Origin of the sequence: Haloarcula salinisoli, assembly GCF_019599405.1 — an archaeon.
Lineage (GTDB): Archaea > Halobacteriota > Halobacteria > Halobacteriales > Haloarculaceae > Haloarcula > Haloarcula salinisoli.
In genome coordinates this window covers 908,695-931,728 of record NZ_RKLQ01000002.1, presented here as the reverse complement: position 1 = coordinate 931,728, position 23,034 = coordinate 908,695, and the positions used below count along the sequence as shown (strand labels likewise).

Genomic DNA, 23,034 nt, shown 5'->3' with positions numbered 1-23,034 from the left:
AGAGCATACACTCAACCCAACCTTGGGAAAGTCTCCCGCTTAGTAGTGTCTGAGTGTCCGAATAGATGCTTGGGGGAGTTTGCCGTAGGCTGGTTCCCCCACGTGCGGTATGCGCTCGACTTCGAGCAGAGTGTCTCTGCGGACAGTCTGTGGTGTTCTCAAGTTGTCCATGCTTGTAGTGAGCTATGACGCCGGCCGGGTGTAATAGATAGATTTCATACTAATAGTCTATAGATACCTTCCAACCTTACTGCTATCTACGGGTTTTGCTAACCTTGGAAACTATTGGAAATGTGGGTATTGAACTGGCAGGAACTGCCCGACTCTCTATTACCTCGTTTCCGTACTGGACAGCGCTGCCTGCACAGGCATCTTCGCCAGTCAGTATTCACACCGTCCTAGTCTCGATTTCCTCACTTTGTCCCTCTACTAGCGGTGTGTCTGAGTAAGGTTGTCTCACAAATCGATACCCGGTCCCCCAGCTCGTCTGGCTGCCCAGTCTTAACCAACGCTGGCGCTGTTTGGTCTGTTTTGTTGGTTAAAGAAATCTGTCACATCGTCCTGTCCCCGTGCGTATTTACTTGCTGTCATAACCGCTAACAGAAGCATTGTGTCTTGATATTAAATACCGGATAGGCCTCGCCTCACGAGCGTCTCACTAACGGCTCGTACCATTCCCGATTCGCGTCGTACCAGTCGATAAATTTCCCGACACCCTCCCGAATCGTGTGACTGGCCTCGTACCCCAGCAGCTCCCCGGCCAGCTCGGTATCGGCGTGGGTGTGCTCGGAATCGGCGTCGTGGCGCACGGCGTACTCGAGCTCCAGTTCGGGGGCCAGCTGGTCGCGAATCTCCTCGGCGAGCGTCTTTATCTCGATGTTGTCCGTCGACCCGATGTTGACGGCTCGCCCGTCGGCCGCATCCTCCTCCAGCAGCGTCACGTTCGCCTCGACGATATCGTCGATGAACGTGAAATCCCGTGTCTGCATCCCGTCCCCGTATATCACGGGCGGCTCCCCGTTCATACACCGCGAGACGAAATTGGAGATGGCCATGTTGGGGCGCATCCGCGGGCCGTACACGGTAAAGTACCGCAGCGCAACGACGGGGAAGTCGTACACCTCGCCGTAAGAGCAGGCGTACCGTTCGGCCGAGAGCTTCGAGGCGCCGTAGGGCGAGACCGGCGTCGTCGGGTGCTCTTCGTCGTAAGGGAGATACCGGGGTTTGCCGTACACCGACGACGAGGAGGCCATGACAAACCGTTCGATACCGGTGTCACGGCAGGCGTCGAGCAGATTCAGGGTTCCGTCGACGTTGACCGCGTCGTACTTCCGGGGGTTCTCGACGCTCGGGCGCACGCCGGCCTGAGCCGCCTGGTGGTAGACGTAGTCGGCGTCGCTCACGAGGTCGGCGACGAGGTCGGCGTCACGGACATCACCCTCCACGAGTTCGTAGCTGCCGCCGCCATCTTCGGCGGCCTCGCGGCCGGTCTCGACGTTGTGTTGTTTTATTTCGAGGTCGTAGAACGGGTCGAAGTTGTCCAGGACGACGACACTGTGCCCGTCGCGAGCGAACCGCTCGGCGAGGTGACCGCCGATGAAGCCCGCCCCGCCGGTGACGAGGATGTGCATTGTCGGAGGGGCGACAGGGTGTCGGTTAGTTAAACGCTCTGTACCGGCGAAGAAACCCGGCTACTCTCGGCCCTACCCCGTCGTCGCGCCGTCGGCTCGCCGTTTGCACCACCGACCGACTGCCCGGAGGCCAGGCGCGCCGTCGACGGCCCACAGCAGCGTCGCCGCGGCGAACAGGAGGAGTTCTGCGAGTAGGTATGGGGTAATATCCGCCGCGAGGAAGTGCGCGAGGATGCCCGGCGACTCCGCGTAGCTCGGCAGCGACAGGGCGGGCCAGAATAGATAGGTAAGTCCGGAGACATCGCCCTCGAGGAGGGCGTAGACACCGTCGGTCGCGAGATGCACGAGATAGCCGACGGCGAAGCCAGCCCAGGCCCGCCGCGCCGTGGTCCCGTCGACGCGCCACCACAGCAGCGCCAGCAGCGGGACGGCGACGAGCAACGAGTGGGCGCCAGCCCGCCCCGAGGGGAGAACGCCGAACGTCCACGCCAGTGGCTTGTCGACGAGGTCGGGAAACTGCGTCCCGACAGCCAGGGGGAGGACGATGCCGGCTGTCGGGCGCCGGTCGTACCGGGAGCGAATCCAGAGTGAACACAGCAGATAGCCGACGGCGGCGTGTCCCCAGGGCCACATGGGCTTCGATAGTGCTTGATTCGTGTTGACACTGTTGTTTCGCCTCGTCTTTCAACGCGAAGCGTATATTATGTGATGAGGATGCAAAATTCCAGACAGCATACATCTGTTTTTTTTAGAATTGCGAAGTTTGGGTCGGCGAGTAGTCCTCCTCGCGAATCCCAAATCAAAGAAACGCAGTGCTATGAGCGTCTGATGAGAAAAACCGAAATACCAGGACAGAGTTTGTTCGGACAGTCCTCTCGGATACGTTGAATCACAACTCAGCAGACTTGTTAATACGCAGCGTAAATCGGTTCCTAACACCGGTATCTCCCCCGAATTGGATAGGCGAATCAAATGACCCAACGATTCCAAAGCCCATTGAAAACATATGGCGGGGTAGCTCGGCGGTAGACCGAAACGCCCCACAACCTGATTAAAAGTCTGAATGTGGAGTAACCAGCTGACAGGAGTTCGCTCTGGACCTCGTGGACACTGGTTCGCTACTCGCGCTCGTCCTCTTGACGTTCGTCTGACGGTGGTTCCAATAATGCCCCAAGGAGACGACCCGTCCGTGAATTCAACAGCGCCGGACCCAGACCGGCCGTAACCGACGCCAGCCGCGAACGCATCCACGCCTGCTCGATGGGGTCGATACCCCACTCAAGTAGTCGAACGAACGGCCCGATAGTGCGAGTTTCGCGCAGGTCGATGACGATGACTTCGGGGTCCGGTTCCGTAGTCAGCCAGCGGTAGCAGTACGAGTTACGGACTATCGTCTCCATGCGGCTTGTGAGACGCTTCGCCGCGTCGACGAGTGTCGACCCCTCGCTCGCTCGTCCGACTGCCGCTGTTACCCCCCGGAGTAGGCGTGCGGTTCTGGACTGGTCCCACACCATGGGTCATCGCCCGATGTCGACGACTTCCGTCCGCACAGTGATCGGACCGAGGTCGAGCACGACCGTCGAGCCGTACTGTATCCGCTCCCCTCTGAACTCGACGCCGCCCGTCGTCTCGCTGACTCTGAGCTCGGTCGTGAGCGTGACGTCACGCAGCGTCGGGTGGTCGTTGACGACGATCGTCCCGTCCTGGGCAGTCGCGATAATCGGTGTCGGCTCCCTTTCGACGGCTGTCACGGACGCCGTCGGGACGGTCCCCGCCTGCTCGGTCTGGCCCGGCCGAATAGCGTTCGCGGTCTCCTCGGACACTTCCGACAGCTCGAGTGTTACCGTTCGGTTGGTTAGGGCCCTGCTCTGGAGACTGGTATCGACGTGTTCGATGCGGCCGTTGATAGTGTACTCCTCCGTCGGCAGCGTCATCCGCTGGCCGGTTCTGATATTTGTCCCACCGAAGCGACGGCTGTCCTGCTGGGTGTAACTGGACACGTTGGCTTCGACGAGGACCCGGCGCTTGTTCGCGTTTGCCGTCGGGTACACCGCCACGTCTTCGATGGTTGCAGCGGTGCGGCCGCCGACGTTGATTTCATCACCGGGCGTGACCGCGCTCGCAGTGTCTGCCGAAACCGTCTGTCGGAGAACGACTGTCGTGGTACTGGTGTCGAGGCTCGACTCGCCACTGATGTCGCTTATCTGTCCCTTGAGGTCGTACTGTGACGTATTCATCCGCAGGGTCCGACCGAGACGCGGCGGGGCCCCGGCGTAGTCGATACTGTCGTTTCGGTCCATGCCCTGGAGCCGGACCTGGGCGATGACACGTGTCTGCCCTCCCTGCGGGGCGAGGTGGAGGTCAGTAATCGTCAGGTTCGACCCTTTGGTCGGGCTCACTGTATCGCCTTCGTTGAGCGCGGTGACGATGTAATCCGGTTGCGTGCCGAGGTCCAGCGTGACGAACGCTGTGCCTGTCTCCGGGCCTGCGTCAGTCTGGTTGCCACCAGAGAGTACCAGTCCGGCGCCTGCGACAGCGACTGCAAGAACGAGCAGGACGACGAGTGCATCGACGACGTTGATGACGCCGAAGATCTTCCCCTCGTCGTCGATGACCCCACCTGCGTTCGTAGAGAGGAGCATAGATAGTGGTCTTCGGCGGGGTGTATGTTCTTTTTGTTTGTTGATTACTGGCGTCTGAACTTCTCTTTGATGAGCGCGCCGACGTCGACGACGACGCCGTAGAGCTGTCGTACGACGATTTTCAGATCGAAACTGAACGACTGATTTCGAATGTACTGGATATCGTATCGAATCTTCTCAGCCGGCTGATGGCCCGTCACGTCGTTAATCTGTGCCATCCCGGTCAAACCAGGTTTCACGAACCATCGACTTCGCCACTCCTCGACGTTCGTCTCGATGTCTGCGTCGAGTTCCGGACGCTCGGGACGTGGACCGACGACGCTCATGTCGCCGACGAGGATCGACCAGAGTTGGGGTATCTCATCGAGATGCGTCCGTCTGAGTACTCGACCGACCCGAGTCACTCTCGGGTCTCTGTCGCCTGCATCTTCCTCACTGAGCTTTGCACCTGTCTTCGCCTCGGCGTTGACCACCATACTCCTGAACTTGTATATTTTGAATGTCTCGCCGAAGGCGGCGGTCCGGGTCTGGCTGTACAGTACCGGACCGCGGGAGTCGAGCTTGATTGCCGCGGCGATGACGGTGAGTACCGGAGCCAGACACAGGAGTGCGAGGCCGGCGAAGGCGACGTCGAAGACGCGTTTAAGAACGTAGTCCTGCCAGTCCCACGGTTCGAGGTTGGTGTCGACGATTTCCCCGCCGGTCGCATCGTCGACGAGCACGCTGGTCGCGTGGTCACGATGTACCTTTGCCTGTACGCCGTGCTCGAAACAGGTCGCAAGCGTGCCGAAGAATTCCTCTCGATCAGGTTCTGCAAACGCGAGAAGCACTGTGTCGATGTCGTGGTCGACGAGCACGTCGTCCAGACGTGAGAGACCACCCAGTCGGGGTAGCTCTTCCGGGCGCTGTATTGTTACTCCACCGTCGGCGAGTTGCTGTGGCCGGTCCGTCGACCGGATATCGGACGGTGCCACGACTCCGAGAATGGGGACCGTTGCACTCTCGAACAGCTGTTCTATCACCGCCGTGTCGTCGCCGACGATGATGGCTCGTTTCGAAACACTGGGCCGTCGTCGGATGACGACGAACCATACCGGAAGCACGATTCCGAGACACAGAATCGTCGCTACGAGTGTCGTCCGGGGCAGCCGTGAGGACCAGTCGAAGTAGCCGATCGTCGCGAGGACTGCCGCCGTGACGAACACTCGCTCGTGTGTCAGGGCTATCGTATCCAGGATTCGCCGCGGCCGTGGTTTGAACAGCGGCCACAGTACGGCGAGTGTGACGACGACTGTCGCTATGACCTGGTCGAGCAACTGTCCGTTCGAGAACGTAGTTGGTTGTAGATTGTTGAGCGGTGGAACCGCGGTGACTGCCATCTGAACGGGTGGAGAGTTAGCGATGACTACTGCACTGGCGACCCATAGTGTCGCACCGCAGACAGCAGTGAGTCGGTACCGCAACCCGGACTGCATTGTATGGTTGGTTGTGATTACAATATAAAAAGACTACGAGAACTACTTTCTTGAATATCAAACGCCAAATATCTGATGAGTATTTATTCAATTGTACTGGCTGATCAGATTGATTGGTAGGAAATATCAATTTGGAGGGGTTAAATGAATATACTAACTAATCATATCCAAAATCCGTCGACGATAGATTGCTAACGGAATTGCAAAGATATACCAGATGATACTCATACCGAAGTTGACTGCTGTTAATCCAGAAATAATAAAAGCAACAAAAGTAAGCTCTGTCGCGTCTACTATTATTTTCAAATCTTTTTCATCATTCCTTAGTTTTGATTTGACTGCAAATAGAGAACTCCAATACTTCAGTAGAAAGAGGACAAACAGTGCAAGCCCCACGGCACCTGCTTCAACCAAGACTAGAAGGAAGTTATTGTGCATCGCCAATGGGACCAACCTCCCTTTAAATTGTATAATAGCTGCTTTCATCTCGGGATCAGACATCAACACAGTCATAGCAGTACCTGGCCCTGTCCCGAAAATTGGGTGTTGAGCGAAACTCTCTAAACTAGTTTGAAACATCGTTAACCGTAGCGTTGTTCCCTGTGCTGTAAACTGTGAGACCTTGCCTAGGAACCTATCCAATAAAAAGGGAAAGAAAGCAGCGAAACCTATACCCCCACCTCCGAGGAGGGTAGAGAGAATGGCCCGATTTTCGAATCGTGGTGTGCTTGCGTATCGATAAATAATTATTAAAATAACCACTCCCAATACGATAACATTTGTTCTGGAGAAAGTCAATATAACTAATAGAATTGAGCCAACAGCGGAACCGAAACAGAGGTATCGATACCCCTGGCGTGCACCTGTTTCGATTGGTACTAGAAGGAAAGGAAATGAGAAGAGAATTGTGCGAGCGTAGAAATTTGGATTATGCAGTACCGTAACTGCTCTAAGCAGTTTTACCCATGTAGTATCTAATGCATATATTCCATTCCGGAAGAAATTCACATTTAATGTCACTAGTAACAAGGTCAAACCAAGTCCAACAAGTAGTATATTGAGAACCACTATTGCATTCACTGCACGGCGAATTAACCACCATGACCTACCTATAGTAACTGTTACAGTCGCTAAGAGAACAGCCTGTGCACCGAAAACCGTTATACTAGCTTTTAGATTGTTACCATCGACTGGGAAAGGAGAAGTAACGAGAGTCAAAAAATACAATCCACTAAATACAAAGAATATTGACAGTAACTCAAAATTCTGTGATGATAAGGTCAGATCGCCCGACACAAATGTGTTTACCAGCAAAAAGAAACCAACTACACCAATAATAGCCTGCTCAGGTGCAATGCCTAATGGGAGGCTTCTACTAACTGGTGAAAAGAAGAAGGCAAGAGGAATAAGCGTGGTTAATACCCCTGTAAATGCTCCAATTCGTCCAGCTATATTCTGATTCTTTACTGCTATCATTGTTTAACACACTCGCATAGAAGTTCCTCGAAAGTAGAAAGCGTCTCTTGACGATTGAACCGTGTAGTGTCAATATCTATCTTCAAGCTCTCTGTTTGATGCTGCTTATAGAGTTCTTGAAGCCTGTCTGCAACCTCTCTTGGATTGGTAGGATCCGACACCGTGCCGAGTTGATTCTCTCGTACAAATTCTGCTGCTTGACCATCCGGAACGACCGCTAAGACAGGAATGCTGGCACCAATATAATCGAACAGCTTTGATGGTACATTCGATTGGTAACTCTTCTCGTCCCCCATCACCCACAAGCCCACGTCAGATTTTTCGAGATGATCTAAAACTGTTTCGTATGGAACGACACCTTTCCACTCAACAACAGAGCTCAAATTGAGTGAAGAAATAAGGTTTCGGTACTCATCGGCAAGTTTTCCGAGAAAGTAGACTCTAATATCATCCGGCGGAATCACTCCCCTATCAATGGCAGTTCGGAGTCCAGTCAAGAAAGTTTCGGGACTGTAGTCTCCACCGTAGAAGTTACCAGCGTGGATGATGGTAAACGGCCCATCGTTTGAGACTGGGTGGCGCTCAAAATCGACAGGATCGAATCCGACATAAGATAGTGTGTGAATTTTCTCGCGGTGATTGGGATATGTTTCGTATAGATACGTACCATTGTCCGGGAACCATCCACGATAGATGACAACTTTCTCAGCGCGATTTATTACCTTCCGTTCGAGACGTTTAGATGCTATTTTCCAAATCGGGGAAGTTGCAATCAGCGGGTTGTTTACCCAAGGATCACGAAATGAAGCGACAAACGGCACATCGAACTCTTCGCTAAGCTTTGCAGCGACGAGATGAGCGGTATATGGTGAACACGCTGAGTAAATAACGTCGATTTGCGTATCTGTGAGAATTTTGCGCCCGGATGAGAGTGCGTATGGGTACCAGCCAATCCAACCGTCGGGAATGAAAAGCCACGGTTTTGCACTAACGACACCCTGTTTGATTGTCGCGGTGAAACTATTGAGGATATCAATTTTGGAACTAAAATCGGTCTCCTCGGATCCCGATTCGCTGGATTGATCTCCTCCGCCACTCCCATAGTAGAGGTCGTAGTACCATGCTCGGAGATTCGTAAAAAGGGAATCAGTAACGTGGATTTCGGGACTTGGGTCCGCGTCAGGAGCAAAGTCGGCAATTCGATCGTAACCTGGCTCTTGCGGTGTGAGAATATGGGTTCTCCACCCACGGTCTGCTAAGAGTTCCACACGGCGGCTGAACTTCTCTACCCGACCGGGGGAGTTAGCCGAAAATACCTTTGAAATGAGAAGTAAATCCTTGGTCATTAATGAAAGAATCTCTCTAGTAGTGTAATGTGCCTCAACAGCATTTATAATTCACTACTTGGCGGAATCAAAACGCGCGATTAAAATATCGCCCCGGCGCATATTCAGTATCAGATGAAGCGTGTGCTACTCATTAGTAATTGTACATTCAACGATCCGGGTGGGCGCGCTGAAAAGTTTCGAGCTCGGCGTCGCTTACTTTCTGACCGGGGATGGGACGTTGTACTTGGCCACATAAAATATCCTTACGACTTCCGCTCACCTGAAAGTATAAAGTCTATTATTAGATGTATGATAAAAGCTCGCCGTGAGAATATTGATGTCATTAACTCGGTAAGTGAGCCACCACAGCTCCATCTCATAGGATATCTTGCGAGTCGTATCACGGGTGTGCCATGGTTAATGGAAATCCGTGACCCCTATGCGACAAATCCTCACGTTGATTCAGATTCCTTAAATGGGTGGCTTCGTCGACGGCTTGAACCCTTTTTTGTCCGGCATGCCGATCAAATCGTCTGGGATGACGGCATTCAACTCCCGGATGACTATTTTGAAAAAACATATCCTAAGATTCCATCCGATAAATGGACTAAACTCCCCCACCTGGGGTTCGAGAATAAAAAATTCGAAGGGGCCGATGAACAGTGTTTCGACTCGTTTACGATTACCTATGCTGGTTCCTTTTATGAAGGGTGGATTGAACCTTATTCGGTTCTAAAGGGCCTTGCAGAGTTTGATAAACAGTTCCCGGATGCTGATATTGAATTAAGATTTTATGGGGATTGGAACTCTAAGTATGACGAGGCAGCCAAAGAAGCAGGTGTTTCCGACTTAATTTCAACTTTTGATTGGATAGAATATGAGGATCTCATCCCCATATTGAAAGGAAGTGACGCAGTTCTTTACATCGGTGGTACTGATCCCTCGAATAAATTAAATATACCTTCAAAAATGTATGATTATGTAGGTTCATCAACACCCATCTTAGCAGTTGTGGACAACTCTTTCCGAGCAGCTAAATTTGTTGCAGACAATGAGCTCGGAATTGTTGTGTCCCCGAGTGATGCACATGAGATTGCTTTGGCTTTAAAATCACTCTACGAAAATGATATTTCCTACGATGAGACTATAACAAACCGTTTCTCTCGAAGCAAAAAGATGGACGAACTTACAGAGATACTTGATGGAATGGTTTAATCTCAGAGATAGCTAAGTTCTTTAAGCCGATTTTCAACATCGTTGTGCTCTTCGTTATGATTAAAATGATCGCGAAGTTCGTTCGCTGGAGTCGGTTTACGGGTTTCTATCTCGCTTGGAAGTGTTATGACATCCTCAAGTATCTCACCATCCATGTCCTCAATTACAGGCTCACCGAGGTATGCGAGTGTAGTTGGCGCAATATCCACAATATCGGCCGAGTCTCGGTCACTGTTACACACGTCTTCACCAGAACAAATCAAAATACCTTCATAGCCGTGACCGTTGTGCTCTTTTTCCTCCAACACGCCCGGGTCAAGAAAACTTCGGGGGTGATATGTATCTGAGCGAAAGGTCAAGTCCGGAGCGTCGTCTGCAAATTCTCCACTGTAACGTTCCTCTTTAGTTTGGATGTCGTAAAAAACGGGGTCCCCTTCTTCTGTCTGCAATGATTCGAGCAGGTCAGAGACTGTCTCTCTTACTTGTTCATACTCGTCTGTAGATACGATGCCATCGTGGAATCTGGGATTCTCGTTAATATAGATTCCCCAGCATCCAGAGCGGGGCGAATATGCCACAGTCTCTTCGAAATTTGGTCGGAAGGGTCTGGGATTGAGCTCAAAAGGAAGTACGCCTTTGAGAGGTCGATAAATCGTTCGTGCAACGTCGAGGATTCGGTCGTGGCTTAATAGCCATGGACCGAGACGATTAAGAGTAATACTTTTATTTTCGTCGTCTCCGTCGTCACGGAGCTGACGCATATTGAACTCTGACTCGCTAGCTCCCCGTTCCTTCGTTAGCATACCCTCCTCGTCTAGATATGTGTTAATATCCACCAAGCCCTCTCGATCGTTGAAACCGTGATCTGAAATCACGTAGAATAGAGTATTGTCGTCGGTTTGATTATAAAACCATCCCAAGTACTCGTCGAACTTTCTATACGCTTCAATAGCAGCATGCCGCGTTGAGAAATCTCTTCCGTTGACGAGGTCGCCGTACACTTCATGTTGAATCCAATCGGTTCCACTGATAAGATAAAAAGAGGTCCCATTCTTTACGGTCATAGATTTGTCGACCACAATCGAAACGGGTCGATTCGAGATCTCTAATGTGATTGAGATACTCCCGCTCTGATTTCTCAGCTTTTGTGGGAGACAATTTATAATCTTCAAGAGCAGAAATTTCATCTACTAATTCCGATGGATTGACGAAATTGTCACCTCTTGTAATAACGATGTTTCCGTCATCACCGGAAAGGCGGGATGGGCAGGTGGTCGGGAGGTTAATTAGTGCAACGTTTTGATCTTCTTCGGCAAGCACCTTGTAGAAGGTGTCTGCAGTCAAATCATTCCCAGAGACGGGCCGTAAATCGGTGAGTGACCCGTCTGGAACGACGAAATCGTAGCAACCGTGCTTACCTGAACGCTTCCCAGTAGCGAACGATCCCCAAGCAGGAACGGTCATTGGCGTCATCACCGTTTCGAGAGAAGACGACCAGCTATCGGTAAGAATCCTTTCGAGATTCGGAAGGACTCCATTTTTATGTGGTCAATTCGGCGATTCAATTCAGCTGGTTACACCGCTCGGGAAGTACCGTACTTGGGCGAATTGCGGCAGAAACACGATGTCGAAACATCCGAATTTCTTGTTGGTGGTCCTCAACACCTCCAAACTGCACTGCAACGAGTTGGACTCCGATATCAAATGTATCGCCACGGAAATCGAAACGCCATCGAACGGATTTTCGAGACCTGAAGCGACGAACCTCATCGTTTCGTACTGCTTCAGCCACGTCGAACCGAAAACAGCTGAAAATTGGCTCCAAAGTTTCGCTCGCTGGCACAATGCTCCAAACTAAACACTACCACGCTGGGTGGACGAGGCCGTCTTTTCGGCCATCAATCGTCGGTTCGGTCCCGCTGCCCCTAACGCGCGGTACTGCGAGGTTCGCGAACTCATGTTGATCCGCGCAGCGTCATCCATTTTGCTAAAGAATTTACATCTATATTTATCTAAATAGTGTTTAAGAATATCAAAATTTATCCTCCCGAAAAGCGAGAATTTTTGACATCAATTCTTTGTCTCCAGATGTAATTCTTTTTGTGCGAATAATAACAGCCAAATGAGGAAGATATGATAAAGACAATATGGTTACTATTGAAATCATACTCAATTCTAATTGAGTGTTAGCAAACAGCCAGATACAGGCTAGAATGGTAGATGATAATGTTAACGGTACGAAAAATTTTTTTGAGAATGGAACTATGCCTGTGTCTCGATATAACCAATATAGATAGCCAAGATTGAATAGAGCATAAGAACTCGCAGAGGCGACAGCAGCACCTATGATACCCCAACGCGGAATAAGTCCAATATTTAGTAGTATATTTACAATACCAACACCTATGTTTCCAACCATAATGAGCTGAGTGTTGCCAAGCGCAATTAACGCATCACCCGATAAACCACTCAGTACGTGAATGAAAAACCCTGTTAAAATAATTACCATAGGGATGGCAGCTAACGAGTAATCCGCTCCAAAAACGATGGTGAGAATTGTATCTGGGTTGAGAACCAGAGCAATATACAACGGCAGTACCAGTAACACGGCCCATTCTGTGGTTGATTGGTATACTCCCTGCATACGATCAAGTTCGTTCGACTCGTCCAGCTCAGAAAAGATCGGCATGAAGAGGAATCCGAACGCCGACAGAGCGATAATCAGTAGACGAGCGAGAAGGAACGCCCCATCGTAGATCGCAACCTCGACGCTCGTTTCGTAGTATCCGATCAAGAGATTATCCACCTGTTGAACTGCGGTCCACATGACCGACGAGAACATAAGCGGTAACGAGAACACGAGCAGCTCCCGGTGCCGGGGAGTGAACGTGAGACCCGTGAACGTGTTCGTGCGACAGGACAGAGAGTAGATCCCCACGCCGGTTGACAGCAGGACACCGGTCGTCCAAGCGACGATCGCACCAAAAGCCCCGTACCCGAGAAGCACTACTGAGGCGATCAATCCGAAGCGAGCTATCGGGGAAACGAGATTGCGGATTATGATAGGTTCTTGGACTTGCTTCTTCCCTCGGAACGTCGCGATCACGACCGTTTGAATCGTCATTCCCGGCACGAGTGCGCCCACGACTGGCAGGTACGGGGCAAGGCCGGGCTCTCGAATGACGTATTGTGAGATCGAACTTGGGAACAGAACCATTGTTCCGGAGACTAGAACGGAGACTCCCAGTGCGCTGGTAAGCGCAGTTAGGGTCACATCACGGACTCCTGACTCTGTTTCACACCGCGGAACCATCCGGGCGACGCCTTGGCGCAAGCCGAGCGAGCAGACGGTTGTGAGTAGTCCACCAACGGTTATTGCCAAGGCGAACAGGCCGTAGTCCGCAGTCGGGAGTTGTCGGATCAAAAATGTTCGAATGACGAACCCGATTCCGGTACTGAGTATAGTCGCCACGAGGATGAATCCCGCACCCTCCGCAATCGTACCCTCCTGGGACTCGTCAGAATCCATTTCAGTTTAGTGGCGAGTCGCTCAATAGGTAAGACTTCTTCGTTGAGTCGCCTTGGGGAGGGATATTTCAGATATGTACGCAGTTACTGAAGGCCAAAGTCGCATCGACAACTCAAAGAACACATATACGCGGTTGATACTAGTGTGGCTTGTATGAGACTCCCGAAGAGGTATAATTTAGCGAATCTTGCGAAGGCGATACGAAATCCCAGAATACTTTATAATAAAGCACACCGATTAGCTCTGTCTGCGAACGCGGCTTACTCTCGGACTGGTACGAAGAAGACGTGCGACGTGATACAAGAGGACTGGGACACGCTCATTATCTTGGATGGCTGCCGATACGATCTTTTCGATGATGTGAACACACTCGAAGGGAGACTCGAGTCCCGTACTTCTGCTGGAAGCGAAAGTTGGGAATTTCTCCGAGCGAACTTCGAAGGGAAACAGTTGGACGACACAGTTTACGTTACGGCTAATCCACATACACCCAAGCTCCCTTTTGATACGTTTCACTACCGGCGAAATCTTCTCGAAAACCAATGGAATAATGATCTGAAAACGGTCACCCCGGAGGTGATGACCGAAGAAGCCCTAGCAGTACACGAGGAATATCCGGACAAGCGTTTAATCGTTCACTACATGCAGCCACACTTCCCGTTTATCGGCGAGATCGGTCAGGAGATATCACACACTGGTGTGAGTATGGACGGAAAATCAGACGACGCACCACACGTCTGGTCTGCGCTTCGTGACAACAAACTGGATGTCGACCGAGACCTCGTCTACGATGCGTACCGGGAGAATCTGGAACTGACGCTACCGCACGTCGAGCAGTTGATCGACACCGTTGACGGGAAGAGCGTCATAACCGCTGATCACGGGAATTTGGTCGGTGAAAGAACCTATCCAATACCGGTCCGGGGCTACGGTCATCCCAGGGGATTCCACACACCTGGATTGATCAAGGTTCCGTGGCTAGTAATCGAAGGAAACCAACGCAGAGAAATAAACTCAGAATCGTCGTCGAAGAGTGAATCCATGGAATCGTCGGTCGTGGAGGACAGATTAGCGGATCTCGGATATCGGTAGGTACAATGTCGGTTGATGATTTTGTTGCGTGAGAGTATACTCAGTACCTCGCAAAGCGTTCTCAGTTGATCCGATCTGAGCCTGTTCTTCTGGCCATCCGTTCTAGTTTCGTGGATCAAGACGACGCTATCCACTGATTGGAGACCGTCGCACCTACCCGAGTAAGAGACCCGGTGGGAAATGTGACCTACGCCCACCGGATTCGGTCATAATTGAACGGATTCAAAGAGCCTTTCCCTCTGATGAGCTGCGCGAGCGCGCTCGCGCAACGAATACTCGTCGAACGCGAGCGGAAATTCGACATCGTCACGCTTTTTACATGCTATCGCTCGGGTTCGCTGCCGGATTAGACCGCACTCACCAGGCCTTTCTCGAACGCTACGTCGAGATGGCTGACCGCGACACCCTCTTCTACGCATCGTTTCACGAGTGGTTCGAACCGACGTTCGTTGCCCTCCTGCGAGAGATTCTCGATGACGCTATCGAGAATCTCAGTCCCGGCAGAAATGGCCTCAGAGGGCGTCTCGAACACTTTCGAGACATCCTCATCGTTGACGCCACGTTCATCTCGCTCTACCAAGACGCCAAAGACGTCTACACAGCCTCTGGCGACGACCAAGCCGGGCTGAAAGTACACCTCACCGAGTCGCTCTCAACTGGGGTCTTCTAACGCGCTTCCAAACAAGCGACGGTACCACGCACGAACGGAGCCAGCTACCCACAGGCGCGTGGGTAGCTGGCGCACTCGTCCTGTTCGACTTGGGCTTCTACGATTTCTGGCTGTTCAACCGTATTGACGTCAATGACGGCTGGTTCGTCTTCCGCTCAAGTCCAACGCGAATCCAGAAATCGTCGAGGAATTTCGTACGTGGCGGGGCAACAGTATCACGCTGGAAGGGACGTCGCTGAAGGCCGTCCTCGACGACCTTCAGCGACAGGAGATAGACGTCCTCATTGAGTTAGAATTCGACCGCAAGCGTGGTTCCTCAGCAACTGCAACGGGAGAGTTCAGACTGGTTGGCTTGCTCGATGAAGACAACAACGAGTACCACCTCGACTTTACGAATCTGCCGCGGAAAAGGTATTCCGCGCCCGATAGAGCTGCGCGATATCGGGCGCGGTGGGAAGTGGAGCTGTTGTTCAAAGAGCTGAAATCGTGGTTCGGACTCGATGAGATCACCACGACGAAGCCGTACATCATTGAGGCGCTGATCAGCATGGCGGCGATTTCGTTGATGATCAGCCGCGAGATTATTGACGAACTCCACGAATTGGACGCGAATCGACGTGAAGCCGCGACGCCGACGAGTCGGCGTCCGCGGCTTTCGCCCCGTCGTGGATCACTAGTCGTGGAACGCCATGCACATCTGATCCATCTGGACCTGATGCCGGATTTGGGCTATGAACCGCCGGATTTGGACGAGTTGTTGCTGTGGGCGGCGAGGAATCCAAACCCACACAGGGAACGGTTACGACAGGAGGTTGAAACGGGTGAGTTCGCCTTTGACCGCTGCTAAACTAGAACGCATATGGTCGTAGTTCCACTTAGCGTCGTCGTCACGGTGATCAACAGGGATATCTGTCCCATCAATGCGGAAGAACTTATCGAGCGGCACCTGCTCGGGAAGCTCGTGAACCAAGTCGATAAAGACATCTTCTGCGACAAGAGCGAAATCAGTGATGAACTGCGAGAGTGTCCACCGGGACGGTGGGCGCTCTAAGCCACACTGTCGCCAGATGTCTTCATTCCGGAGTTCTCGCGCCATTGGCCCCAGTCATAGATATCGTGATAGAAGCCATGCAAAATGCCCTTCAGAAGTTCTGGTGGCTGGTGAACCCGTGTTCGCCCCTTCGAATTGGGGGCGAACACGGGATAGTTCATGAGAAACGAGAGATCAAGTCCTTCGAAGAGTGCTGTTGTCTCGGTGTCCAGTGATTTGAAGACCTGTTCGACCCTAGCATTACCTGGTAGGACGGATTTGGTCGTAGACACATCAAATACGTCCTACCATTTCCTTGTGAGAACTTCTACACCACGACCTCCTTTACCAATGCCGGCAATACCGCTCTGTTCAAGCAACGATTCCAGAGTTGATAGCCTCTCACTATCGTCGGACTCTGATTCAGGGTTCTTGTTCATCTGTAGACTCTTCGAAATCTGAGAATTCTGATTCCGGTTCTGAATAGTTATTTGCAACTCTATCTGGTGGCTCCTCTCGTGCTAGTTGTTGGTACACTAGTCTCCGGACCCGATTTGGTATCAAACGAAGGACTGATCGGAATGAAACATTAAGAATAAATATTGGTAGTGAAGTAAATCCCCATCGGTAGAACTCGGTTTGTAACCTCAGTTCTTCTCGAGCATATTCCCATCCGCCTCGGCGGTCGTAGAGTTGATTTCCGGCTCTCACTTTCAATAAAACTTTTGGAATGTTCCGGAACGTTGCGCCGCTGAGCAATAGTCGGACCCAGAGGCCGTAGTCTTCCATTCGGTCCACTGAACGGTAGTTACCCACTTGGAGAACAGAATCTCGACGAAACATAACGCTCCCATGGTTCATCGGACTACGAAAACGAGCTTTTCGGCGGATTGCGTCGTGTTGATGTGGGACTTTTCGGAGAGCAGAAATATCACTCGGATCAGACGAGAATTCAGCGATATAACCACCAACGACATCTGTCTCTGGATTATCAATCAGGAACTGTAACTGAGTCTCGAATCGGTCTTCAACGCTCAAATCGTCAGCATCCATCCGAGCCACGAGGTCGTTGGAAGCGGCCTTAACACCTGTCCGAAGTGCGACACTGAGTCCTTTGTTTGATTCATGCCTACACCTTCGGAAATTCCCTGGGAATTCAGTACTCCAGTCAGAGAGTATCCGTTCTAGTGAATCAGTTAATGGCCCGTCTTCTACTACGACGACCTCGTCTGGGATGACAGTCTGTGAAGCTAGGCTCTCAACGGCCTTATTGAAGTGCTGTGGATCATCGCCATGGTAAACTGGCAATACAACTGAAAATGAGGGATGTTTTTCAGGATTCATACTGAGTATCTCCTGAGCAGAAGCCATGAAAGTTATACAAACCCCACTCAGAGACCTACATTTAAAAACATGACTTATATATTCTTTTGAACTGTTTTGGTTTACAGCTCCCAATGGATATAATACTACTGAGAAACCGCGATAGAATATTGCCATTCAAAGTATCGTGTTTATTTTTCACCACGTCCTCAAATAGCGCGTTTGAGAGTGTTTACACCGAGTTTTCGAGACCACTCTCGACGTAGGCAGCATGCTCTTAGATACTGCGTCAGTTTGTCTCTAGCGACACCCCAGTAGGGGAGAGCCATGAGTCACAGATCTCTAAAAAATTTTCAGACTAGGGGCGACTCTCGTCCCCAAACGACCGGGAAGGCGTAATGATCCTGACCATCACATCCACGCCCTACACCGTTTTACGTCTATATAATAATCACGACGATAGTTGGCGCTTTGAGGACGTGACACTTTGGTTACCACACCAGCAGACTACCGACAAACTATACAAACACTTCGTACGAAGACAGAGTATGAGGGAAATGATACAAAAATTTAACAGAAAAATAAATAGTTATTTGGGCCCGAAAAGAAATGGCCCCAGCCGGATAGAGATTTATCTGGACATTTTGGAAAATAGCGATTTTGACCGGGCTTTGCACCTCGGCTCGGGGCGTGACGAGCGTGGAATTGCAAAACGACTCCAACAGTCGGGAGTAGAAGTTATAGCATTAGATCCCGATAAAGGTGGATTGTCCGATAATGAGCTTCAAAATAGAATTGCGGGAGATGGACAACGGTTACCGTTCAGAGACAATTCAATCGATTTAGTTTTTTCAGAGTACGTCTTTGAACATTTGCCGGAGCCTGAATTGGCCTTGAATGAGATTCACCGAGTGTTAGCTACTGGTGGGTCATTTGTTGTTCTTGTCCCCAATCCGAAGCATTATTACGCAATAGTAGCAGACAGAACACCTTTCGAATTCCACTTGTTTTGGAGTAGATTACTCGGAAAAGAAAACCCTGAGAGGGATAAATTCCCGACACAATACAACTGGGGGACCTATTCAGATATAAAAAATCTCGAATGGGGGAAATTAGAAGAATTTTATAGCTTTCCAGGGCCAACTAGTTACACAAATATACTCCCTTTCCATTTTTTATTTGTTATATTTGACCGATTAGTTGAAAATCGACCAGAATATCACGTTTCATATATAGCAAAGTACACTCTCTAATGACTTTCAAAAAGTGTTTGCAATGCTAATTTATGGGCTTCTTGGAGTGGAAATCGCAACTTCTTGAGTTTTCAGCAGTAGTGTCCAGCTTAATGTGACAGGAGTGGCCAATAGCCCTATAATCACAATTTATATTGGTCCGAAGGATTGGTCAATATAATACCGGAGCAAAAAAATTCACACGAGCATAAATAGACAGAGCGGTCTGTCCGAAGGGCCACATACCCGCTCCTCAGTCGGAGTCGAAAATGAGCCTTCTGTTTTGGAAACACGTCACTGTCCGACCGGTCGCTCTGTCCCGTTCCGGACCGCACTCTCGTTGACCGTCACCGTCGCTGTCGAGTTGTCGCTTTCGACGGCGTACTCGCCGGGGTTCGCGACGCCGATGCGGTAGCGGCCGCTGGCGTCGGCTCGCGTCCGTCGGACGTACTCGAACGTACCGTTCGGAAGCTCCACGGTCGCGCTCGCGGTCACCGTCGCGTTCGGACTGGTCGTCCCGGTGATGGTGGCGCCGGGAACCAGTGCGAACGCCTTGTACGACCCGCTCTCGGTCGCATAGATGGCTTGGAAGTGGCCCAGACCCGCGACCGATTCGTTCTGACTGCCGTACCGGGTGTGCAAACGCGAGTGCATCGTCTCAGGACTGGCCGCGCGGTCCTCTGTGACGACGTAGCCGACCCGGCCACGCAGTCGGTCGTACCACTCGGTCTCGTTCGGGGACGAGAGGAACGCTTCGTGGGTATTCCGCGCGTAGCTGTAACTCCGCGACTCACCGTTGACGAAGTAGTTGTACATACGGTTTTTCCCCCACTGGCTGAGGACGTAGTTCTCCGGATACGCCAGCCCGTTTTCGGCCGCGTCACGTTCGATGGCCGTCGCCGTCTGATACTGCCCGCCGTCGATGGTGACCTGACTCGTCTTGACCGGTACCTGGACCAGGCCGAGGCTCCCGACGAGCAAGAAGAGCACGCAGAGCAGCCCCACCATTCGTGTCTCGGGGACCACCGCGTCGGTGATGGCTGCTGTCCGTTCGCCGGTCACTGGGCGGGCCAGTTCGACCTTCGCAGCGAGCCAGACGAAGGCGTAGCCGGCAAAGACCGCAGCGAACGTCGCGAGTTCGCCCACGAAGCGGACCTGGAGAGTGGCCAGGCCGAGGAAGTACCATGCGTAGGTCGTCACGACCAGCCAGTCGGCGCGGTCCCGCGTTGCGAACTGCACGCCAAGCACCATTGCCGGCAGCGCCATGACGAGTGCGAAGCCAAACAGGAGCAAGAAGCCGACCGTCCCGGGGTCGAATAGTCCGATTGTCCCGGCGATATCATCGCTCCGAAACAGCGCATCAGTTCGGCTGAACGCTTCCGCCCAGCGCTCGGTGAATAGCGACCGGACGGTGAACAGCCCCACCACGAACGCGACGCCCTCGACGGCTGCGAGCTGTCGCGTCGTCCCGCCGGCTCTGGCGACCACCGCTGCGGTCGCGACGACGCTACAGACCCCCAGGAACAGCAGGAACGGCGTGCTCGCGACCAGTTCCGTGTGCCACTCCCAGCTGGTGTGGACAGTCCAGACCAGCGCCGCGGCGAGGCCGGTCCCGCCGACGAGCGGGAGGTTCGCACGCAGTGGCTCCCGTCCGGCCTCGACGTCCAGCAGCGTCTTCGCCGCGACGACGACGCCGACGGGCACAATCAGAAGCGGCCCGGCTTCCCAGGCCAGCACCTGGCCGGTGATACCGACACCCAGCAGGACACTGCCGACCCACGGCACGGGCGACCGCAGCGACGCCCGGTCCTGCGCCGTCGTCACGACCAGCAGCAGGGCCAGGGCGGTCAGTCCCAGCCACGGGTAATCGAAGGCGTGGTGGTCGGCAAAGCCGAGACTCGTCCGCAGCGCGTGGCCGGGGATGAGCGCCAGGAAGAGCACCGACGCCAGCCCGACGCGCCGGTCACTCGTCACCCGAACGGCGAGCAGATACACGAACACGCCCGAGATGACCGCCGAGACGACGGGGTACCACGCCAGCACGTGGCCGATCGTCTCGGTGGTCCCACCCAGTAGCTCGGCGACCCACCACAGCGTGGCGATCATCAGCGGTTCGCCTTTGGTACCAGCACCAGGTAGCACCGACAGCACACTGAACTCGGCCCCTCCACTAGTTTCGGCCACCTGTTCGACCAGATACCGGTAGTAGTACGCGTCGTTGCCCGAGAAGACGATATCGCCGCCCCGGTAGACGCTGCTGACGACGTAGGTCCGGGTGAGGACCACCACCGCCAGCGCAGCCGTGAGCAGGCCAGCGGCCCGTCCGTCGATGTCGGGTACGGCGAGCCAGTCGAGGTCGAACTCCCGTTCCGCGGTCGCCGTCTCGTCTCCCACTGCGTCGTCGCCGTCGAGCGCCCGGCGGACGGCGGCCGGGTCGGCGACGGCGTACTCGTCGCCGCGCTTCTCGACGACATCGTGCGAGACCAGTTCCCCGAAGGCCCCCGAGTCGACGTCGATGTCGTCGAAGCCCCACTCGTCGTGTTCGTCGTCGACCGCAAGCGCGGCCGCAAGCGCGGATTCCAGCTCGGGCCGCTCGTCGAGTAGTTCCGTCGGCCCGCGCTCGTCACTCATGTGTGCTCACATTCCCGTGGGGAGAATAAACCCATCGAGAGCCGAACAGGGCCGACTGCGTCGCCCCCGACCTGTTACCTCCGCCCAGCCACTGGCATCTCCAGGGTCACACACGTCCCCGACGAATCGGACTCGAACGCCACGGAGCCACCGGCGATGTCGGCCCCCCAGGCCGTCAGGGCGAGCCCGAAGCCGCTGCCGTGTTTCAGCGGCGTCTCGGTCCCTTCCTCGACCAGTGCGAGCTCGTGGGACTCGATACCGGGGCCGTTGTCCGCGACCTGGACCGTGACGGTCTCCTCGCCCGGTTCGACGCCGACGCGGACCCACGGCTCGGAACTGGAGTTGTGCTGGGCGGCGTTCTCGATGACGTTCGAGCAGACGATGTCGAAGAGACTGTCGACGACGATATCCTCGGGGCCGGGGTCGTACTCCACTGTGACGTCGGGGTAACTCCGTGCGGTCGCGTCGACACACTCCCGGAGGATGGCATGAAGCCGCAGGTTCTCGCGGTCTTTCCGGCCCTCCTCGAAGACGTCGATGATGTTGCGGACCTTCTCGCCGGTCTCCTCTATCTCGATAGCGTTCTGTTTGAGGATATCGGCTTTCTGCTGGCTGTTGTGTGTCGCCAGGTGGCCCGCGTGGCCGAGGATGACCTGGATGTTCGTCCGGATGTTGTGTCGGAAGACGCGATGTAACACTTCCAGACGCTGTTGCATCCGGAAGAGGTCGCTGATGTCGTGGAGCGTGATGATGCGACCGATGGTTCGGTCGTGGATATCCGTGAGTTGACTCTCGGAGACGTCGTACGATCTGGTGTTCTTCGGTGGATTGAACACGTGGTTGCCGGCCGACCCACCGATCGAGAGCAGGTCCGGGCTGACGTCGTTCAGGTTCCGGCCCAGGGCCTCCTCCCGTGTCGTCTGGAGCACCGACGCAGCCTCGTCGTTCATGTCGACGACGGTGTCGTGCGTATCGAGGACGATTGCACCCTCCTGCATCTGCTTGTACAGCGCTCGCCGGGCGTGACGAATCGGAGTCGGGCTCGAGCCGAAGAGTTCGAACCGGGTCAGCGCGAAGAGACAGGCGGTGCCGGAGACGGTAAAGGCGACTGGGGTCGGGTCGATGCCGGCCGTCGGCAGGTAGCCAAACAGGAAGAGCAGATTCGTCACCAGCGGGGCAAACAGTCCGAGCAGGAGCGCGACGCTCTGATTCCGGAAACTACGCACCTGGCTCGTCACGAGGTCGAGCATCGGGATGAGCCCCAGCAGTCCCAGCAGATAGGTGTAGGCCGCTATCACCCAGAACCAGACGGCGGGCGTTCGCGAGACCATCGTGGCACCGTTTCGTTCGATAATCTCCAGTCCGCGATAGACGAGCTGGTGGTAGTCGTTGGTCAGCACCAGAAAGATGGTGATGGCGGGAACGAGCATTATCCCCGCCACGTGTCGCCGGGTCGTGTACTCGTTGTAACCGCCGTATTCGAGGACGAAGAGGAGCCAGGCGACGGGCAGGAGCGTGACACCGACCCACGAGATATCGATGAAAAACAGCTTCGCCTCGAGGCTGGCTGCCTGCACCTGGAATATCAGCGCCGCTGACCACCAGGACTGGGCCGCCATGAGCAACACCAGCGGCACCGACCCGGGTTTCGGCCGCTCTCGCCACGCTAGCAGCCCCACCGAGATGCCGGCCGCGATGGAGGCCAGCAGCGCCAGCTTGATGACCACGAGAGATGGCACTATATTTCACATCTCAAAGTG

At 53.5% G+C, this 23,034-nt stretch carries 16 protein-coding genes and 4 pseudogenes; 6 read left to right on the top strand and 14 right to left on the bottom strand.

Annotation, left to right across the window (positions count from 1 at the left end):
* Window positions 1-644: 644 nt before the first annotated feature.
* The 7 genes from EGD98_RS13965 to EGD98_RS13935 all read right to left on the bottom strand — a co-directional run bounded on the left by EGD98_RS13965 (window position 645) and on the right by EGD98_RS13935 (window position 8,570).
* Complete coding sequence (locus EGD98_RS13965; RefSeq protein WP_220588974.1) at window positions 645-1,631, bottom strand: SDR family oxidoreductase; 987 nt, start codon at window positions 1,629-1,631, stop codon at window positions 645-647.
* Between the two features lie 72 nt (window positions 1,632-1,703).
* The gene (locus tag EGD98_RS13960; protein ID WP_220588973.1) at window positions 1,704-2,264 is read right to left on the bottom strand and encodes a metal-dependent hydrolase; all 561 of its coding nucleotides are present in this window, start codon (window positions 2,262-2,264) and stop codon (window positions 1,704-1,706) included.
* A 485-nt stretch (window positions 2,265-2,749) separates the two neighbouring features.
* The gene (locus EGD98_RS13955) at window positions 2,750-3,145 is read right to left on the bottom strand and encodes a hypothetical protein (RefSeq protein ID WP_220588972.1); all 396 of its coding nucleotides are present in this window, start codon (window positions 3,143-3,145) and stop codon (window positions 2,750-2,752) included.
* Window positions 3,146-3,148: 3 nt separating this feature from the next.
* Complete coding sequence (locus EGD98_RS13950; RefSeq protein ID WP_220588971.1) at window positions 3,149-4,273, bottom strand: DUF4330 family protein; 1,125 nt, start codon at window positions 4,271-4,273, stop codon at window positions 3,149-3,151.
* 44 nt (window positions 4,274-4,317) lie between these two features.
* The gene (locus EGD98_RS13945) at window positions 4,318-5,748 is read right to left on the bottom strand and encodes a sugar transferase (protein ID WP_220588970.1); all 1,431 of its coding nucleotides are present in this window, start codon (window positions 5,746-5,748) and stop codon (window positions 4,318-4,320) included.
* A gap of 153 nt (window positions 5,749-5,901) precedes the next feature.
* Window positions 5,902-7,224 (bottom strand): O-antigen ligase family protein, encoded by a 1,323-nt coding sequence (locus EGD98_RS13940; RefSeq protein ID WP_220588969.1) that lies wholly within the window; start codon window positions 7,222-7,224, stop codon window positions 5,902-5,904.
* The gene (locus EGD98_RS13935; RefSeq protein ID WP_220588968.1) at window positions 7,221-8,570 is read right to left on the bottom strand and encodes a glycosyltransferase; all 1,350 of its coding nucleotides are present in this window, start codon (window positions 8,568-8,570) and stop codon (window positions 7,221-7,223) included. The genes EGD98_RS13940 and EGD98_RS13935 overlap by 4 nt, the downstream gene beginning before the upstream one ends.
* A gap of 402 nt (window positions 8,571-8,972) precedes the next feature.
* Here EGD98_RS13935 and EGD98_RS13930 point away from each other — a divergent pair, with 402 nt between their 5' ends.
* Window positions 8,973-9,767: a glycosyltransferase family protein gene (locus EGD98_RS13930; protein WP_220588967.1), complete on the top strand. Its 795-nt coding sequence runs from the start codon at window positions 8,973-8,975 to the stop codon at window positions 9,765-9,767.
* A gap of 2 nt (window positions 9,768-9,769) precedes the next feature.
* Here EGD98_RS13930 and EGD98_RS13925 read toward each other — a convergent pair whose 3' ends face one another.
* Together EGD98_RS13925 and EGD98_RS13920 are read right to left on the bottom strand one after the other, a co-directional pair.
* Window positions 9,770-10,831 (bottom strand): alkaline phosphatase family protein, encoded by a 1,062-nt coding sequence (locus tag EGD98_RS13925; RefSeq protein WP_220588966.1) that lies wholly within the window; start codon window positions 10,829-10,831, stop codon window positions 9,770-9,772.
* Window positions 10,770-11,291, bottom strand: a pseudogene (locus EGD98_RS13920) (alkaline phosphatase family protein); the annotation flags it as partial. The pseudogene EGD98_RS13920 and the gene EGD98_RS13925, both read right to left, overlap by 62 nt.
* Before the next feature lie 72 nt (window positions 11,292-11,363).
* On the opposite strand from EGD98_RS13920, the pseudogene EGD98_RS13915 reads away from it, so the two are divergent.
* Window positions 11,364-11,625: pseudogene (locus EGD98_RS13915) on the top strand (transposase domain-containing protein); the annotation flags it as partial.
* Window positions 11,626-11,799: 174 nt separating this feature from the next.
* On the opposite strand, the gene EGD98_RS13910 reads toward EGD98_RS13915, so the two are convergent.
* The gene (locus EGD98_RS13910; protein WP_220588965.1) at window positions 11,800-13,296 is read right to left on the bottom strand and encodes an oligosaccharide flippase family protein; all 1,497 of its coding nucleotides are present in this window, start codon (window positions 13,294-13,296) and stop codon (window positions 11,800-11,802) included.
* Window positions 13,297-13,449: 153 nt separating this feature from the next.
* Between EGD98_RS13910 and EGD98_RS13905 the strand changes: the two genes are divergently transcribed.
* The 3 genes and pseudogenes from EGD98_RS13905 (at window position 13,450) to EGD98_RS13895 (ending at window position 16,109) form a co-directional block, all read left to right on the top strand.
* Window positions 13,450-14,388, top strand: a complete 939-nt coding sequence (locus EGD98_RS13905; protein ID WP_236039482.1) for an LTA synthase family protein — start codon at window positions 13,450-13,452, stop codon at window positions 14,386-14,388.
* Window positions 14,389-14,524: 136 nt separating this feature from the next.
* A pseudogene (locus tag EGD98_RS13900) lies at window positions 14,525-15,905 on the top strand (IS4 family transposase).
* Window positions 15,906-15,917: 12 nt separating this feature from the next.
* Entirely contained in the window at window positions 15,918-16,109 is a 192-nt protein-coding gene (locus EGD98_RS13895; protein ID WP_220588964.1) for a hypothetical protein, read from the top strand.
* A 402-nt stretch (window positions 16,110-16,511) separates the two neighbouring features.
* On the opposite strand, the gene EGD98_RS13890 is transcribed toward EGD98_RS13895, so the two are convergent.
* Window positions 16,512-17,432, bottom strand: a complete 921-nt coding sequence (locus EGD98_RS13890; RefSeq protein ID WP_236039481.1) for a glycosyltransferase — start codon at window positions 17,430-17,432, stop codon at window positions 16,512-16,514.
* Window positions 17,433-17,620: 188 nt separating this feature from the next.
* Window positions 17,621-17,716: pseudogene (locus EGD98_RS20815) on the bottom strand (IS1595 family transposase); the annotation flags it as partial.
* A 243-nt stretch (window positions 17,717-17,959) separates the two neighbouring features.
* On the opposite strand from EGD98_RS20815, the gene EGD98_RS13885 reads away from it, so the two are divergent.
* Window positions 17,960-18,664: a class I SAM-dependent methyltransferase gene (locus tag EGD98_RS13885; RefSeq protein ID WP_220588962.1), complete on the top strand. Its 705-nt coding sequence runs from the start codon at window positions 17,960-17,962 to the stop codon at window positions 18,662-18,664.
* A 273-nt stretch (window positions 18,665-18,937) separates the two neighbouring features.
* On the opposite strand, the gene EGD98_RS13880 is transcribed toward EGD98_RS13885, so the two are convergent.
* A complete protein-coding gene (locus EGD98_RS13880; protein WP_220588961.1) occupies window positions 18,938-21,274 on the bottom strand; it encodes an STT3 domain-containing protein in 2,337 nt (778 codons plus the stop codon).
* 74 nt (window positions 21,275-21,348) lie between these two features.
* The gene (locus EGD98_RS13875; RefSeq protein WP_328762994.1) at window positions 21,349-23,013 is read right to left on the bottom strand and encodes a histidine kinase N-terminal 7TM domain-containing protein; all 1,665 of its coding nucleotides are present in this window, start codon (window positions 23,011-23,013) and stop codon (window positions 21,349-21,351) included.
* Window positions 23,014-23,034 lie beyond the last annotated feature (21 nt).

Bases quoted from the DNA above. Each gene is read 5' to 3' on its own strand.
- EGD98_RS13965 (WP_220588974.1), bottom strand. From the start codon at position 1,631: ATGCACATCCTCGTCACCGGCGGGGCGGGCTTCATCGGCGGTCACCTC.
- EGD98_RS13960 (WP_220588973.1), bottom strand. From the start codon at position 2,264: ATGTGGCCCTGGGGACACGCCGCCGTCGGCTATCTGCTGTGTTCACTC.
- EGD98_RS13955 (WP_220588972.1), bottom strand. From the start codon at position 3,145: ATGGTGTGGGACCAGTCCAGAACCGCACGCCTACTCCGGGGGGTAACA.
- EGD98_RS13950 (WP_220588971.1), bottom strand. From the start codon at position 4,273: ATGCTCCTCTCTACGAACGCAGGTGGGGTCATCGACGACGAGGGGAAG.
- EGD98_RS13945 (WP_220588970.1), bottom strand. From the start codon at position 5,748: ATGCAGTCCGGGTTGCGGTACCGACTCACTGCTGTCTGCGGTGCGACA.
- EGD98_RS13940 (WP_220588969.1), bottom strand. From the start codon at position 7,224: ATGATAGCAGTAAAGAATCAGAATATAGCTGGACGAATTGGAGCATTT.
- EGD98_RS13935 (WP_220588968.1), bottom strand. From the start codon at position 8,570: ATGACCAAGGATTTACTTCTCATTTCAAAGGTATTTTCGGCTAACTCC.
- EGD98_RS13930 (WP_220588967.1), top strand. From the start codon at position 8,973: ATGGAAATCCGTGACCCCTATGCGACAAATCCTCACGTTGATTCAGAT.
- EGD98_RS13925 (WP_220588966.1), bottom strand. From the start codon at position 10,831: ATGACCGTAAAGAATGGGACCTCTTTTTATCTTATCAGTGGAACCGAT.
- EGD98_RS13910 (WP_220588965.1), bottom strand. From the start codon at position 13,296: ATGGATTCTGACGAGTCCCAGGAGGGTACGATTGCGGAGGGTGCGGGA.
- EGD98_RS13905 (WP_236039482.1), top strand. From the start codon at position 13,450: ATGAGACTCCCGAAGAGGTATAATTTAGCGAATCTTGCGAAGGCGATA.
- EGD98_RS13895 (WP_220588964.1), top strand. From the start codon at position 15,918: ATGGTCGTAGTTCCACTTAGCGTCGTCGTCACGGTGATCAACAGGGAT.
- EGD98_RS13890 (WP_236039481.1), bottom strand. From the start codon at position 17,432: ATGAATCCTGAAAAACATCCCTCATTTTCAGTTGTATTGCCAGTTTAC.
- EGD98_RS13885 (WP_220588962.1), top strand. From the start codon at position 17,960: ATGAGGGAAATGATACAAAAATTTAACAGAAAAATAAATAGTTATTTG.
- EGD98_RS13880 (WP_220588961.1), bottom strand. From the start codon at position 21,274: ATGAGTGACGAGCGCGGGCCGACGGAACTACTCGACGAGCGGCCCGAG.